This window comes from Streptomyces seoulensis, assembly GCF_004328625.1.
Taxonomy (GTDB): domain Bacteria; phylum Actinomycetota; class Actinomycetes; order Streptomycetales; family Streptomycetaceae; genus Streptomyces; species Streptomyces seoulensis.
On the sequence record NZ_CP032229.1, the window covers coordinates 4831875 to 4848496 of the forward strand.

The 16622-nt window shown below is 73.0% G+C and carries 4 protein-coding genes; all 4 read right to left on the minus strand.

Annotated features, from left to right (window positions below; all coding sequences use genetic code 11):
* Positions 1–11: 11 nt before the first annotated feature.
* Positions 12–5642 carry a non-ribosomal peptide synthetase gene (locus D0Z67_RS22415; protein WP_275938819.1) on the minus strand — a complete coding sequence of 1877 codons (5631 nt, stop codon included), beginning with the start codon at positions 5640–5642 and terminating at the stop codon, positions 12–14.
* Positions 5554–5994: a condensation domain-containing protein gene (locus D0Z67_RS30435; protein WP_267974117.1), complete on the minus strand. Its 441-nt coding sequence runs from the start codon at positions 5992–5994 to the stop codon at positions 5554–5556. Before D0Z67_RS30435 ends, D0Z67_RS22415 begins: the two co-directional genes overlap by 89 nt.
* A gap of 110 nt (positions 5995–6104) precedes the next feature.
* Positions 6105–6311, minus strand: a complete 207-nt coding sequence (locus tag D0Z67_RS22420) for an MbtH family protein (RefSeq protein WP_031183426.1) — start codon at positions 6309–6311, stop codon at positions 6105–6107.
* Positions 6312–6387: 76 nt separating this feature from the next.
* Positions 6388–16602: a non-ribosomal peptide synthetase gene (locus D0Z67_RS22425; RefSeq protein WP_131589691.1), complete on the minus strand. Its 10215-nt coding sequence runs from the start codon at positions 16600–16602 to the stop codon at positions 6388–6390.
* Positions 16603–16622 lie beyond the last annotated feature (20 nt).

The window sequence follows — 16622 nt, forward strand, 5'->3', positions numbered from 1 at the left end:
TCGATGTGTAGTCAGTTACCGGCCGCGGCGGCGATCTGCCGCAGGGCGGTGGCGAAGTCGTCCGCGAGCGCGCGGACGGTGGCGGGGGAGTGCGCGGACGGCGCGTACAGCCAGTCGACGCGCAACTCGCCGTCGCTGACGGCGGCGACGATGTCGATCAGGTGCGGGCGGCGCCCGCCGGGTGCCTGGTCGGCGCCGAGTGCGTCAAGCCGCCCCCGGATCAGCCCGTCGCCGTCGGCCGTGCCGTCCCACTGGCCCAGATAGTTGAAGCTGATCTTCGGGTGCGGGGCGGCGGCCAGGGCGGTGTGCGCGGCGCTGCCCGGTTCGGACAGGTAGCGCAGGGCTCCGAAACCGAGCCCACGCCCGGGCAGCCTGCGCAGGGTCTTCTTGATGGCCTTCAGCGCCGTCTCCCACGGGCCGTCGGCCACGTCGAGGGTGACGGGATAGATGGTGGTGAACCAGCCGACCGTGCGGGACAGGTCCACATCGTCGAACAGCTCCTCGCGGCCGTGACCTTCGAGGGCGATCGTCACCGGCGCGCCGGCCCAGTCCCGCAGGACACGGCCCAGCGCGGTCAGCAGCACGTCGTTGATCCGGGTGCGGAACGCGCCGGGCACGCGCTGCAGCAGCGCCTCGGTCACGGACCGGTCCAGCGTCGACGACTCGACGGCGACCTCGCCGTACGTGCTCGCCGCCGGCCCGTCGCACGGGATCTCCACGGAGGCGGACACAGCCTTGCGCCAGTACGCCGTCTCGTGGTCGAGGCCACCGGAGCGCACCAGTTCGGCCAGCCGTCGCGACCACGTCCGGTAGCTGATCGACTTGGCGCCCAGCGCGGCCGGGCGACCCGCGGCGAGCTCCTGGTACGCGGCGGCCAGGTCCTCCAGGACGATCCGCCACGACACCCCGTCCATCACCATGTGGTGCACGGCCAGGAACAAGCGGGGAGGTGCCACGTCCGGCATGCGCAGGAAGACACCCCGCACCACGGTGCCCGAACGGAGGTCCAGCGCCTGCTGCGCCTCCAGCGCGGCGTCGTCCAGTGCCTGCTCGATGTCCTTCACGGCCGTCAGGTCCCGGACACCGAGCAGCCCTTCGAGGCGCTCGCCGTACTCCTGGACCCAGCCGTCCGCGTCGTCCACCGCGTACCGCATGCGCAGGGCGTCGTGGTGGTCCACCACGGCTTCGAGGGCACGCCCCAGCACGACGGGGTCCGTGTCCGGGGCCAACGACAGGTGGACCGACATCGCGTAGTGGTCGGGATCCGACGGGTGCTCGGCCAGGAACCAACGCTGCACGGGCGTCAGTTCGACCCGGCCCGACCCCTCGGGCGCCTCGTCCCCGGCGACCCCGGCATCGGCTCCCGCACGCTCCACGGCGGACGCCAGCTCGGCGATGGTCTGGTGGACGAACATCAGCTTGGAGGTCAGGTGGAGGTCGGCCCGGCGGGCCTGGGAGATGACCTGAATGGAGAGGATGGAGTCGCCGCCGAGTTCGAAGAAGTTGTCGTGGATGCCGACCTTCTCCACGCCGAGGACATCGGCCCAGATCGCGGCGAGGGCCTCCTGGGTCTCGTTGTGGGGTGCTTCGTAGGCGGTGGCGACCTGTTCCGTCCTCGTGCCGGGATCGGGGAGTGCGCGGCGGTCGACTTTGCCGCTGGGGGTGAGGGGGAGTTTGTCGAGGGGGATGAAGGTGGCCGGGATCATGTAGTCGGGGAGTGTCTGGGCGAGGTGGGTGCGGAGTTCGGCGATGGGTAGTTCGGTGTGGGTGGTGGTGACGGTGTAGGCGGTGAGTCTGCGGTGGCCGTCGGTGTTTTCGTGGGTGGTGACGACGGTTTCGTGGATGTGGGGGTGGGTGAGGAGTGCGGTTTCGATTTCGCCGAGTTCGATGCGGAAGCCGCGGATTTTGACTTGGTCGTCGGCGCGGCCGAGGTGTTCGAGGGTGCCGTCGGTGCGCCAGCGGGCGATGTCGCCGGAGCGGTACATGCGTTCGCCGGGGTGGCCGTGGGGGTTGAGAGGGAATCGTTCGGCGGTGAGGGTGGGGCGGTTGAGGTAGCCGCGGGCGAGTCCGCCGCCGACGACGTGGATTTCGCCTGGGACGCCGGTGGGGACGGGTTGGCCGTGTTCGTCGAGGAGGTAGAGGCGGTATCCGGGCAGGGGGCGGCCTGCGGGGAGACGCTGTGCGGCGGTGAGGTGGTGGGCGGTGATGTCCTGGTAGGTGACATGGACGGTGGTCTCGGTGATGCCGTACATGTTGACCAGGCGGGTTGTGGGGATGGCGTACTGCTCGAACCAGGTCCGTACGTGCTTGGGTTCGAGTGCCTCACCACCGAAGATCACCCAGCGGAGATCCGGCAGAGCGGGCGCGGAGGACTGTGCGGCCTGCTCGACCAGTTCGCGGAACATGGACGGCGTCTGGTCGAGGACGGTGACGCGCTCGTCGCGGAGCAGGCTCCACATCGCCTCGGGGTTGCGTGCCGTGTCGTGGGGGACGATCACGGCTCGGCCGCCGGTCATGAGGGCGCCCCACAGTTCCCAGACGGAGAAGTCGAAGGCGTAGGAGTGGAACACCGTCCACACGTCGTCCGGCCTGAATCCGTACAGGTCTTGGGAGTTGGCCATCAGGTGCAGGACGTTGTGGTGCTCGATGGCCACGCCCTTCGGGCGGCCGGTCGACCCGGACGTGTAGATCACGTACGCCAGGTCGCTCGCGGAGACCCCGGTTGCCGGAGCCGTGGGAGGCCGGGTGGCGATGACTTCCTGGTCCGCGTCCACGTCGACGATGCGGATGCCGTCGGCCGGCAGGCCGCTGTTCAGTCCGCGGTGCGTGACCAGGATGGTGGCCTGGGAGTCTTCGAGCATGTAGGCCAGTCGGTCGGCCGGGTAGGCGGGGTCCAGGGGGACGTAGGCGGCACCGGACTTGAGGATGCCGAGCAGGCCCACGGCCATCTCGGTGCCGCGTTCGACGGACAGGGCGACCAGGTGTCCGGGCCCGGCTCCTAGCGAGACAAGGTGGTGGGCGAGGCGGTTGGCGGCCTCGTCCAGTTCGCGGTAGGTCATGTGCTCGCCCGCGCAGGAGACGGCCACCGCGTCCGGTGTGGCCGCGGCGCGTGCGGTGACCTGGTCGTGGATCGTGCCGTCCCAGGGCGCGACGCCCGGCGTCACCCCCCAGTCGTGCACCAGCCGCTCCCGCTCACCCGGGGCGAGCATCGGCAGCGCGGAGACCGGCAGACCGGGGTCGTCCACCATGCCGGTGAGCAGGGCGTCCAGATGCGCGGCCATCCGCTCGACCGTGTCGGCGTCGAACAGGTCGGGGTCATAGGCGAGGGCGTACGCCAGCTCGTCTCCCGCGTAGGCGATCAGGTTCAGCGGGAAGTTGGTGACATCGGCACCCTCCAGGCCGTGCAGCCGCACGCCGTCGGAGGGGCCGGTGTCGCCGTCCACGGGGAAGTTCTCGAACGCCACCAGGCTCTCGAAGAGGTTCGTGCCGCGCTCGACACGGCTCCATCCCTGGATCCGCGGCAGCGGCACGTACTCGTACTGGCGCGCCTCGACCTGGGCCTGCTGGACGCGGGCCAGCCACTCGCTGACCGGCGCGTCACCGTCGACGGACACGCGCACCGGCAGGGTGTTGATGAGCATGCCCACCATGGAGTCGACACCCGGCAGATCGGCCGGGCGACCCGACACGGTGGCGCCGAACACGACGTCCCGCTCCCCGGCGTACCGGGACAGCAGCAGCGCCCAGGCGCCCTGCACCACCGCGTTGACGGTGAGCCGATGACTCCGGGCGAACGCGTACAGGTGTCGCGAGACGTCCGCGGGGAGCCGCGTCACCATCCGCTCCGTGGACTGCGCACGGTGGCTCGCGGCGGGACGCCGGTCGTACGGCAGTGCCGTGGGTTCGGTGAACCCGTCCAGCAGCGTCCGCCAGTAGGCCTCCGCATCGGACAGGTCCTGGCCCTCCAGCCACTCCACGTATGCGCTGAACGGGCGCCGCACGGGCAGCAGCGGTTCCTCGCCGGCGGCCAGCGCCCGGTACGCGGTGGTCAGATCGTCGAGCATCTGGAACGTGCTCCAGCCGTCCAGCAGCACGTGGTGGGAGGTGCGCACCACCCGTACGGACGTGTCCGAGGTACGCGCGAGGGCGATCCGCGCCAGCGGGGCGATCGACAGGTCGATGCCGCGTTCCCGGTCGTCCGCCAGATACCGCTCCAGCGCCTCGTCCTGCTCGGCGGAGCCCAGTCCGCGCCAGTCGAGATGGACGATCGGTGTGTCCACGTGCCGGCGCACCACCATCAGCGGGCGGTCCACGCCCTCCCACACGACGGCACCGCGCAGGATCTCCAGGTGGTCCGTGACGTGCCGCCAGGCCCGCTCCAGCAGGACGGGGTCGGTGACACCGTCGAGGGCGAAGCTCATCTGCTCGAAGTAGGCGCCGGACCCGGGCTCGGCGAGCGTGTGGAAGAGCATGCCGCTCTGCATGGGGGTGAGCGGGAAGACGTCCTCGACGTCCCGGCCGTCGCCGGCGATCCGGTCCACGGCCGCCTGGTCGAGACCGGCGAGCGGGAAGTCCGACGGGGTCGCGCCGCCACTCGCCGGGTCCTGGCAGTGCTCCACCAGGGCACGCAGCGCGGCCATGTGCTCACCGGCCACACGCTCCACCGTCGACCGGTCGAAGACCTCACCGGAGAAGATCCAGGTGAAGCCGAGGCTGCCGTCCTCGACCATGCCGACGACATCGAGGAGGTACGGGCGGGGCTCGTCCGCCGCGTGGTCGTGGCCGAGGGCGGGCAGCCGGTCGCGGACCAGCCCGTCGCGCGCGGTCGTGCCGTCCCACTGACCGAGGTAGTTGAAACTGATGGGCGGGAGCCGGTCCGCGCGCAGTTCGTGGCCCGGCGTGCCCGGCAGGGACAGGAAGCGGAGCGCGTCGTAGCCGAGGCCGCGGCCCGGCACCGCCCGCAGCTGCTCCTTGACGGACTTGAGCGTCTCGCCCCAGTCGCGCCCGGAGGGAAGCGTCAGGGCGACGGGGAAGTGGGTGGTGAACCAGCCGACCGTACGCGACAGGTCCAGGTCGTCGAACAGTTCCTCGCGGCCGTGCCCCTCCAGTCCCAGGACCAGTCGGCTGGCACCCGTCCAGTCGGCCAGGACGCGACCGAGCGCCGTGACGAGCACGTCGTTGATCTGCGTGCGGTACACCGACGGGAGGCGGTGCAGCAACGCCCCGGTCTCCTCGCGGCCGAGGCGCACCTCGACGCTCTGCTCGGCGGCGGTCACATTGCGGCCGCCGGGGTGGTCCACGGGCAGCGCGGGTGCCCCGCCGGGGTCGACCGAGCGCCAGTGGTCGAGCTCGTGGTCGAGGGCGCCGGAGCGGACGTGCGCGGTCAGGCGGTCCGCCCACTGCTGGTAGCTGCTGGTCCGGTGGCCCAGGTCGGCCGGGCGTCCGTCGGCGAGCTGCGTGTACGCGGTGGACAGGTCCTCCAGGACGATCCGCCACGACACCCCGTCCATGACGATGTGGTGGACGGCGAGGAACAGCCGGGGCGCGGTGCCGTCACCGAAGCGGAACAGGACACCCTTCACCAGGGTGCCGCCGGGCAGGTCGAGGGCGTGCTGCGCTTGCAGGGCCGCGCTGTTCAGCACCTCTTCCGTGTCCTCGACGTTCCCGGGCGTCGAACGTCGTCCGCAGCGCTTCGTGACGGGCGACCAGGTCCCGGACGGCGCCGCGCAGCGCCTCCGCGTCGAGGGGGCCGCTGATCCGCACGGGCAGTGCCGAGTGGTAGTCGGCGCCGCCGGGCGCGAAGTCCTCCAGGAACCACAGACGTTGCTGGCCGAAGGAGAGCCGCAGATCGCCGTCTCGGGACACCGCCGGGACCAGTGGCGCGGCGGTGCCCGTGGCGGTCCCGCCCTGGCCGGCCAGCCGCCGGGCGAGCGCCTCGCGCAGTCGTTCGGGAAGAGCGGCTGTCCGGTCAGCGCGAGAGGACGGCGTGTTCATGTGGCGGAATCCCCCAGGGAGTTGCTGGTCGGCGGGTCGAGAAGGAGGCAGGCCCGTCCCGCCCCGCGCCGTCAGGTGGCTGCGGTGGGCGGGGCCGGGGAGGCCGGGGCTCAGGCGGTGGCGGAACGCAGGCGGCGCGGCCGCATGTCGGTCCAGTTCGCCTCGACGTAGGCGAGGCACTCCTCGCGGGGCCGGTCGGCGAGGACCGTCTCCCAGCCGGCCGGGACGGCCGTGCCGGTGGGCCACAGCGAGTACTGGCCCTCCTCGTTGACGAGGACGTCGTACGAACGGTCGGACTTCTCGAAGGGGTTGGACACGAGGGAACCTCTCGGGTGGAGGGTGGAGGGTGGAGGGTGGAAGGTGGAGGTGGGGAAACCCCGGGGAGCGGGGTGGTCAGGAAGTCCCGGCGGCCGCTTCCAGCTCGGCCAGGATCAGCTCCTCGACGCCGGCCGCGGTCTCGGCGACCGTCGGCCCCTCGAAGAGCGCCCGGGGTGACATCGCGGTGCCGAACAGGGCGTTGATCCGCGACACCGTGCGCAGGGCGAGCAGGGAATCGCCGCCGAGCTCGAAGAAGTCGTCCCGGGTCCCGACCCGTTCGGCCCCCAGCAGCTCCTGCCACACCTCGGCGATGAGCTCCTCGGTGGGAGTGGCCGGTGCCTGGTACTCCGTGCCGGTGGCGAGGCCGTGGTCCGGGGCCGGGAGTGCCCTGCGGTCGACCTTGCCGTTGGCGGTCAGCGGCAGCGCGTCCAGCGTGGTGAACAGGGCCGGGATCATGTGCTCGGGCAGCGACGACGCCAGGTGGGCGCGCAGCTCGGCGGCCGTGGGCGCCGGTGCTCCCGCTACGGGGACCACGTGACCCACGAGGACGGTACGGCCCGTCCCCGGGTCCGTGTGCGGGACGACGGCCGCGTCCCCGACCGCCGGATGCGTCACGAGCGTGGCCTCGACCTCGCCGGTCTCGACCCGGAATCCGCGGATCTTGACCTGGCCGTCGGTACGGCCGAGGAACTCCAGGGTGCCGTCGGTCCGCCACGCCACCAGGTCCCCGGACCGGTACATCCGGGTACCGGGGGCGCCGAAGGGGGCGGCGACGAACCGTTCCGCCGTCGGCCCCGGCCGCCCGAGGTAGCCCTGGGCCAGACCGTCGCCGACGATGTACAGCTCGCCCGGCACGCCGACCGGCACGGGGGTGAGCCCCTCGGACAGCACGTACACACGGGTGTTGGGCAGGGGACGGCCGAGGGGCACGGAGCCGCCGCCCGGGGAGCGGTGCACGTCGTGGGTGGTGGTGAACGTGGTGGCCTCGGTGGGGCCGTAGCCGTTGGTGAGCCGCAGCGCGGGGTGGGCGTTCAGGACGCGCACGCAGTGCTCCGGCGAGAGCCGGTCACCACCCGCGACGAGCTGCCGCAGCCCCGAGAACACGCCGATGTCGTCGTCGGTGACCTGGTGGAACAGGCCCGCGGTGAGCCACAGATGCGTGACAGCGTGCTCCTTGAGGAACCGGCCCAGCTCCGCCGTCGCCGGAAGCCCCTGCGGATGCACGGCCAGTCGCGCCCCGCGCAGCAGGGCCGCCCAGACCTCGAACGTCGACGCGTCGAAGGACAGGGAGGCGAACTGGGCGACCGTGTCACCCCGCCCGACGTCCGTGTACGGAGCCTCGTGCACCAGCCGGACCACGGCCCGGTGCGGGGTGAGCACGCCCTTCGGGGTGCCGGTCGAGCCGGAGGTGTACATCACGTACGCGACGTCGTCGGAGGCCGGGGAGGCGGACGGCGCCGTCGCCGGCCACGCGGCCACCGCCGAGGCGTCCCGGTCCAGGTCGACGGCCCTGGCCGCACCGGACGGCAGCCGGTCGCGCGTCCCCGCCTCGGTGACCAGGAGCTCCGCCCCGGCGTCGCCGATCATGTGGGCGAGCCGGCCGGCCGGGTATCCGGGATCCAGCGGCAGGTACGCGGCACCCGCCTTCAGGACGGCGAGCAGCGCGGTGACCGCGTTCGCGCCGCGCTCCAGAAGCAGGCCGACGAACGTGCCCGGGCCCGCGCCCAGGGACACGAGGTGGTGGGCGAGCCGGTTGGCCCGCTCGTCCAGCTCCCGGTAGGTCACCTCCTCGTCCCCGTACGTCAGGGCGACGGCGTCGGGGTGCGTCGCGGCCCGGGCGGCGAACAACTCGGGAAGCGACGTCTCGGGCTGGGCGTGGGAGGTGTCGTTCCAGGTGTGTACGGTCAGTTCGGCCTCGGCCGCCCCGAGCATCGGCAGCGCAGCCACCGGCGTGGCCGTGTCGGTGACGGGGAGCGCGGTCAGCACGGTCTCCAGGTGGCCGCAGAGCCGGGCCGCCGTGTCCGCGTCGTACAACTCCGCGTCGTACGCCAGGGTGTAGGCCAGCTCGTCACCGCCGTAGGCGATGAGGTTCAGCGGGTAGTTGGTCGCCTCGGTGCCGGTCAGACCGCGGACACGCAGCCCGTGCGCGGCGGCGGCCTCGTCGTCCATCGGGTAGTTCTCGAAGACGACCAGGGTGCGGAACAGATCCGCGCCGCGCTCCACTTCGCTGCACGCCTGGACGCGAGGCAGCGGCACGTACTCGTACTGGCGTGCCTCCACTTGGGCCCGCTGCACCTCGGCCAGCCAGTCGGTCACCGGCGCGGCTTCGTCGACGCGGACCCGCACCGGCAGGGTGTTGATCAGCATGCCGATCATCGACTCCGCGCCGGGCAGGTCGGCCGGGCGGCCCGAGACGGTGGCGCCGAACACGACGTCGTCCACCCCGGCGTGCCGGGCGAGCAACAGCGTCCAGGCGCCCTGGAGCACGGTGTTCACGGTGAGCCGGTGCCGCCGGGCGAAGGCGAACAGCTCGCGGGAGGCCTCCGGCGACAGACGGCGCGCGATCCGGGCGGTGGACCTCGTGCGGTGGCCGGGCGCGGAGTGCCGGACGGCGGGAAGCGGGGTCGGCGCCCCGAAACCGGCGAGGGTGTCCCGCCAGTACGCCTCGGCCTGCGCCAGGTCCTGCCGCTCCAGCCACTCCACGTACGCGCCGAACGGCCGGCGGGCGGGCAGTGCGGGCTCCCGGCCGGCAGCCAGGTCCGCGTACGCCCGGTAGGTCTGCGTGAGCAGGTCGTACGTGGACCAGCCGTCGAGCAGGACGTGGTGGAAGGCGCACACCAGCCGCACCGACGTGTCCGTCATCCGCACCAGGGTGAGCCGCATCAGCGGAGCAATGGTCAGGTCGACCGGCCGGGCGCGATCCTCGGCGAGGAGACGGCGCACGGCCTCGTCCCGCCCGTCGGCGGGCAGGGCACGCCAGTCGAGGTGGGTGACGGGCAGCTCGGCCCTGCGGCGGACCACCATCAACGGTCGCTGCACGTTCCGCCATTCCAGCGCGGTGCGCAGCATGCCGGTGTGGTCGGCGACGGTCTGCCAGGCGCGGGCGAGCAGTGCGGGGTCGGTGACGCCGTCGAGCTCGAAGGACATCTGCTCGGCGTAGGCGCCGGGGTCGGCGAGGGTGTGGAAGAGCATGCCGCTCTGCATGGGGGTGAGCGGGAAGACGTCCTCGACATCCCGGCCGTCGCCGGCGATCCGGTCCACAGCCGCCTGGTCGAGACCGGCGAGCGGGAAGTCCGACGGGGTCGCCCCGCCGGTGCCCGGTCGCAGGCAGTGCGCCACCACCTCGCGCAGCGCGGCGAGGAACGCGTCCGCGAGCCGCCGCACGGTGCTGGTGTGGTGCACGGAGGGCGCGTGGATCCAGTCGACGCGCAGTTCGCCGTCCCCGGTGGCGGCCACGACGTCGATGACGTGCGGCCGGGGCTGCTCGGGGGCCTGGTCGGCGCCGAGCGCGGCCAGGCGAGCCCGCACCAGGCCGGTGTCGCTGGTGGAGCCGTCCCATTGGCCGAGGTAGTTGAAGCTGATCTCGGGCTGCGGGGCGGTCGCGAGGGCGGCCTGCGCGGGGCTGCCCGGCTCGGAGAGGTGGCGCAGCGCCCCGTACCCGATGCCGCGACCCGGGACGGCCCGCAGCCGTTCCTTCGTCGACTTCAGGGCCTGCCCCCAGTCGCCGTCCGGGACGTCCAGCGTGACCGGGTGGATGGTGGTGAACCAGCCGACGGTCCGGGACAGGTCGACGTCGTCGAAGAGCTCCTCGCGGCCGTGCCCTTCGAGGGCGACGGTCACCGGCTCGCCCGCCCAGTCGCGCAGGACCCGGCCGAGCGCGGTGAGCAGCACGTCGTTGATCTGCGTGCGGTACGCGGCGGGGACCCGGTGCAGCAGCGCCTGCGTCTCGGCGCGGTCGAGCCGGACGGACGTCACCGCGGCCCGGCCGAAGGTGTCGGCCCCGTCGTCCCCCTGCCCGTCGCGCGGCAGCGGGCGCACCGCGGCGGCCGTCTCCCTCCAGTGGTCGAGCTCGTGGTCGAGGGCGCCGGAGCGGACGTGCGCGGTCAGGCGGTCCGCCCACTGCTGGTAGCTGCTGGTCCGGTGGCCCAGGTCGGCCGGGCGTTCGCCGGCGAGCTGCGTGTACGCGGTGGACAGGTCCTCCAGGACGATCCGCCACGACACCCCGTCCATCACCAGGTGGTGCACCGCCAGGAACAGACGCGGCAGCCGCGACGGGCCCAGGCGGAAGAACACACCCTTGACCAAGGTGCCGCTCTCCGGATTCAGGGAGCGCTGCGCGGTGAGGGCCGCCTCGTGCAGTTCTGCGTCCCGCTCCTCGGCGGCCACCGCGGACAGGTCCCGTACGGTCAGCCGCAGCGCCGTGGCGTCGGTGGCGCCGTACTCCTGGATCCAGGTGCAGCCGTCCCGGGTGAAGCGCATGCGCAGCGCGTCGTGGTGGGCGACGACCGCGCCGAGCGCCCGCTCCAGCAGCGCCGTGTCGGTGTCCGGGGCCAGCTCCACCTGAAGGGACATGCCGTAGTGGCCGGGGTTGACGGTGTGTTCGGTGAAGAACCAGTCCTGGATGGGCGTCAGCGCGACCCGCCCCGACACCTCGGCGGGTGCGTCCGCGGACGCCTCCCCGCTGGTGGTGATGGTGGTGGCGAGGGAGGCGATGGTCTGGTGGAGGAAGAGGAGGCGGGAGGTGAGGTGGAGTCCGTGCTGGCGGGCGCGGGAGACGGCTTGGATGGCGAGGATGGAGTCGCCGCCGAGGTCGAAGAAGTTGTCGTGGATGCCGATGTGTTCGATGCCGAGGATGTCGGTCCAGATGGTGGTGAGGGTTTCCTCGGTGGGGTTGCGGGGTGGGGTGTGGTCGGTGTCGGTGTGTGTGGTGGAGGGGTCGGGTGTGGGCAGGGCGCGGCGGTCGACCTTGCCGCTGGGGGTCAGGGGGAGTCGGGGCAGGGGTACGTAGAGGGCGGGCACCATGTAGTCGGGCAGGGAACCCGACAGATGGGAGCGCAGCTCGCCGGGGGACAGGGTGCGGTCGGCCACCAGGTAGGCGACCAGGCGCCCGCGGCCGGCCTCGTCGCGATGGACGACGACCACCGCGTCGCGCACCTCCGGGTGGCGGCCCAGGGCCGTCTCGATCTCGCCCAGTTCGATACGGAAGCCACGCAGCTTCACCTGGTCGTCGGCGCGGCCCAGGTACTCCAGGCTGCCGTCCGCCCGCCACTGGGCCACGTCGCCCGAGCGGTACATCCGGTCGCCCGGCTCACCGTGGGGGTCGGCCGTGAACCGCTCCGCGGTCAGGCCCGGCCGCCCGTGGTAACCGCGCGCCAGATGAGGGCCGGCGATGTACAGCTCGCCCGGCACGCCGACGGGCACCGGCTGGAGCGCCGCGTCGAGCAGCCGTACCCGGGTGTTGGGCAGCGGCGTCCCGATCGGGGGAACGGCCCCGCCGGTGAGCGGTGCGCTCATGGTCGCGACGACGGTCGACTCGGTCGGACCGTACGCGTTGACCATCCGTCGGCCGGGTGCCCAGCGGGACACCAGGTCGCCGGTGCTGGCCTCGCCGCCGACGACGAGGGTGCGCAGCCCGTCGAGCCCTTCGGGCGTCAGGGTGGCCACGGCGGAGGGCGCCAGCAGCGTGTGGGTGATGCGGCGCTCCCGCAGGAAGGTCTGCAGCGCCTCGCCGACGAGCGGACCGTGCGGCGGTAGGACGAGCGTGGCGCCCGCGGGGAGGGCCATGAGGACCTCCATGACGGCGCCGTCGAAGGACGACGAGGCGAACTGCAGGACCCTGCTGTCCTCGTCGACTCCCAGCCGCTCGATCTCGGCCGAGGCCAGATTGCCGATGCCGCGGTGCGGGACGAGGACGCCCTTGGGGGTGCCGGTGGAGCCCGACGTGTAGATGACGTAGGCGAGGTCGTCGGGGCCCAGGCCGGGCTCGGGCGCCGTGGCGGGCAGTGCGGCGAGTACGTCGTCCTCCCGGGTGAGGTCCACGATCCGCGCGCCGGTGTCCGGCAGGCGCCGCACCAGCTCGGTGCGGGTGACGACGAGGCCGGCACCGGAGTCCTGGAGCATGAACGCGAGCCGGTCGGCCGGGTAGCCGGGGTCGAGCGGCAGGTAGGCGGCGCCGGCCTTCATGATGCCGAGGAGGCCGACGACCGTTTCCACGCCCCGCTCGAGGCACAGCCCGACGAACGTGCCGGGACCGGCGCCGAGGGACACAAGGTGGTGGGCGAGCCGGTTGGCCCGCTCGTCCAGCTCCCGGTACGTGAGGACGGTGTGGGTGTCCTCCACGGCGGGCGCGTCGGGGCGGCGCCGTGCGGATGCGGTGACCAGTTCGGGGAACGAGCCGGTCGGCGTGGGGCGCACCGGGCCGTTCCAGCCGGTGACGACCTGCTCGTACTCGGCCTCCGTCAGCATCGGCAGGGTGGCGAGGGGCCGGTCGGGCTCGGCCGTGGCGGCGCGCAGCAGCGTCGTCAGGTGCCCGGCGAAACGGGCGATGGTCGCCTCGTCGAACAGGGCCGTGCCGTAACCCACCCGGGTGGTCAGGCCGTCGTCGGTCTCGAAGAACTCGACGGTCAGGTCGAACGCCGCGGCCTCCCGGGGCACCGGGTGGCCGGCGGTGCGCAGACCGGGCATGCGCACGGGCTCGGCCGGCGCGTTCTGCAGGACCACCATGGCCTGGACGAGCGGGGTGCGGCTGGTGTCACGGGTGGCACCGGAGACGTCCACCAGGCGCTCGAAGGGCACGTCCTGATGGGCGAACGCCTCCAGGACGGTCTCCTTGAGGCCCGTCAGGAGCCGCGCGTACGACATCTCGGGGTCGACGCGGGAGCGCAGGACCACCGTGTTGACCAGGAAGCCGACGAGGTGCTCCGTGCCGCGGTGGTCGCGGCCGGCGGAGGCGGTGCCGACGGCGATGTCCTCCTGGCCCGACCAGCGGGCGAAGACGGTCTTCACCGCGGCGGTCAGGGCCATGAAGAGGGTCGCGCCGTGCCGTTGGGCGAGCTCCCGGAGGGCGGTGGTGGTGCCGTCGGGAACGCGGAAGGTGTACTCGGCGCCCGCCGAGGAGCGCACGGGCGGCCGCGGCCGGTCGGTGGGCAGTTCGAGCGGGGTGATGCCGTCGAGACGGCCACGCCACCACTCGAGCTGCCGGTCGAGGAGACCGCCGTCCTCGATGCGACCGCGCTGCCACGCGGCGAAGTCCGGGTACTGGACGGTGACTTCGGGCAGGCGGGGTGCGCGGCCCTCGACACGGGCGGTGTACAGCTCGCCCAGTTCGCGGGTGACGACGCCCATGGACCAGCCGTCCGTGACGATGTGGTGCATCCCCAGGACACACACGTGCTCGTCCTCGGCGAGACGCGCGAGCAGCACGCGGACCAGGGGCCCGGCCGTCAGGTCGTACGGGCGGTTCGTCTCCGCGCGGACGAGGTCCCGCAGCCGCTCCTCGCGCGGCCGCTCCGCGAGGCCGGTCAGGTCCTCGGTGCGCCACTCGGGCGCCGACCGCGGGTGGACCACCTGGACGCCGCGTCCGCCGACGACACCGAACGTGGTGCGCAGCGACTCGTGCCGGTCCGTCAGGTCCTGTACGGCCGCCCGCAGCGCGGCGGTGTCGGGGGTGCCGGTGAGGCGCAGCCCCGTCGCCGTGTGGTACTCGGCGCTGTCGGGGTCGAAGTCCGCCAGGAACCAGAGGCGTTGCTGCCCGTACGACATGGGCAGGGCGCCCTCGCGCGGGGCGACGGGGATGGCCGGGTCCTCGGCGGTCTCGTCGGGGGTGAGGGACGCGACGAGACCGGCGATCGTCGGAGTGTCGAAGAGGATGCGCGGCGGCAGGGTGGTGCCGAGCGCGGCGCGCATCCGGGAGACGGCCCGGACGGCGAGGATGGAGTTGCCGCCCAGGGCGAAGAAGTCGTCGTGGACGCCGATGTCCTCGACGCCGAGCACCTCGCGCCAGACTCCGGCGAGTGTCTCCTCGACGGCGTCGCGCGGAGCGGTCCGGTCCGCGCCGGCGCTCTCCTGGACGGAACCCGGCGCGGGCAGGGCCTTGCGGTCGACCTTGCCGTTCGGCGTCAGCGGGAGGGTGTCGAGCACCACGACGGCCGACGGCACCATGTGCTCGGGCAGGCCTTCGGCGAGGTGGGCGCGCAGCTCCCCGGCGGACGGGCGGCGTGTTCCGGAGGGTGACACGTAGGCCAGCAGGTTGGTGTTGTGGGTGACGACCACGGCCTGGGCGACGTCGGGGTGGAGCGCGAGGGTGCTCTCGATCTCGCCCAGCTCGATGCGGAAGCCGCGCACCTTGACCTGGTCGTCGGCTCGGCCCAGGTACTCCAGGGTGCCGTCGGTGTTCCAGCGCGCCACGTCACCGGAGCGGTACATGCGCTCTCCGGGCTCGCCGTAGGGGTTGGCGACGAAGCGCTCCGCGGTGAGGCCGGGCCGCCCGTGGTAGCCGCGGGCCAGTCCGACGCCCGCGATGTACAGCTCGCCGCGCACACCGGCGGGGACCGGGCGCAGGGCGTCGTCGAGGACGTACACACGGAAGTTGGCGATGGGCGTGCCGATGGGCGGGACGGTCGCGCCGCCGAGCGGGGCGCTCATGGTGGCGCAGACGGTCGTCTCGGTCGGGCCGTAGGCGTTGACCATGCGCCGGCCGCGGGACCAGCGGCCGACCAGGTCGGCGGTGCTCGCCTCGCCGGCGACGACGAGGGTGGCGTCGGCGGGCAGCCCGCGGCCCTCGGGGAGCACGGCGACGGTGGCCGGGGTCAGGGTGGCATGGGTGACGCCGTGCTCGGCGGCGTAGGACGCGAGCGGCTCGCCGGGGGCGAGGGTCTCCTTGGAGCCCATGACCAGCGCGGCGCCGGTCAGCAGGCCCATGCAGACCTCCCAGAACGCCGCGTCGAAGCTGGCGGAGGCGAACTGCAGGACCCGGCTGCCGGGGACCACGTCGAAGGCGTGGGCCTGCACGGCCGCCAGGTTGCCGATGCCGCGGTGCGAGACGAGGACGCCCTTGGGTCGGCCGGTGGAGCCGGAGGTGTAGATGGCGTACGCGAGGTCCTCGGGGGCGACCACCGTCTCGGGGGCGGTGGCCGGGTGGGCGTCGAGGGCGGCCCGGTCGTCGGTGAGGTCGACGAGGGTGGCGCCCGTGTCGGGCAGCCGGTCGCGCAGCTCGCGCTGGGTCACCACGAGACGGGCACCGGAATCCCGGAGCATGTAGGCGAGCCGGTCGGCCGGATACGACGGGTCGAGCGGCAGGTAGGCGGCGCCGGCCTTCATGATGCCGAGCAGACCGGCGGCCATGGCGGCGGTCCGCTCGACGCACAGGCCGACCAGTTGGTCGCGCCCGGCGCCGAGTGCTGTCAGGTGGTGGGCGATGCGGTTGGCCCGCTCGTCCAGTTCGCGGTAGGTGACGGAGCCGTGTTCGTCGATGACGGCGACGGCGTCCGGGCGGGCGGCGACCTGGGCGGCGTACAACTCGGGGAAGGTGCCGGCCGGCACCTCGCGGGCGGTGTCGTTCCAGACGTGGACGACCTGCTCGAACTCCCCGTCGGTGAGCAGGGGCAACGTGGTGAGGGGCAGGTCGGGGCGTTCGGCGGCGCCGGTCAGCAGGACTGCCAGATGGCCCGCGAGGCGAGCCGCCGTGGCCGCGTCGAACAGGGCGGTGCTGTACCGGACCCGCAGGAGCCGCTCGGCTGCGGAGATCTCGAAGGACAGGTCCAGCGGGTCGAAGTCGTGCCGGTCCGGGGCGAGTTCGTTGAGGTCGGCGACCATGGCCTGGACGTACGGGGTGATGCTGGTGTCGCGCGCGGGGGACAGCGCGTCGACGAGGTCGGAGAAGGGGACGTCGTGGGCGAGGGCCTCGTCCAGCGCGCGACGGGTGTCGCGCAGCAGGACGGTGAAGGGAGCGGAGGCGTCGACGTCGGTGCGCACGACGACGGTGTGACCGGTGCGCGGGGAGACCGAGCCGAGGGCGATGTCCTCCTGCCCGGAGTAGCGGGAGAGCAGAGCGGTGACGGCGGCCGCGAGGACGGCCGTGCCGCTGGTGGCGTGGCGCTCGGCCAGTTCCGTCACGGCCCGGGCGGCGGAGCCGGGCAGTTCGCTGGTGTGCGAGGCGGTGGTGGTCGCGCGGACGACCGCTCGGGGCCGGTCGGCCGGGAGCTCCAGGGGCGGGACGCCGTCCAGACGGGCCCGCCAGAACTCGATCCGGTCGGGGACTGCCGGGTTCACCGGCACGTCGGCGCGAGCCACGTGTGTACCTCCAGAAAAGG

What these genes read in the sequence shown, in the direction of transcription:
- D0Z67_RS30435 (WP_267974117.1), bottom strand. Translation starts at nt 5,994, where the DNA reads ATGAACACGCCGTCCTCTCGCGCTGACCGGACAGCCGCTCTTCCCGAA.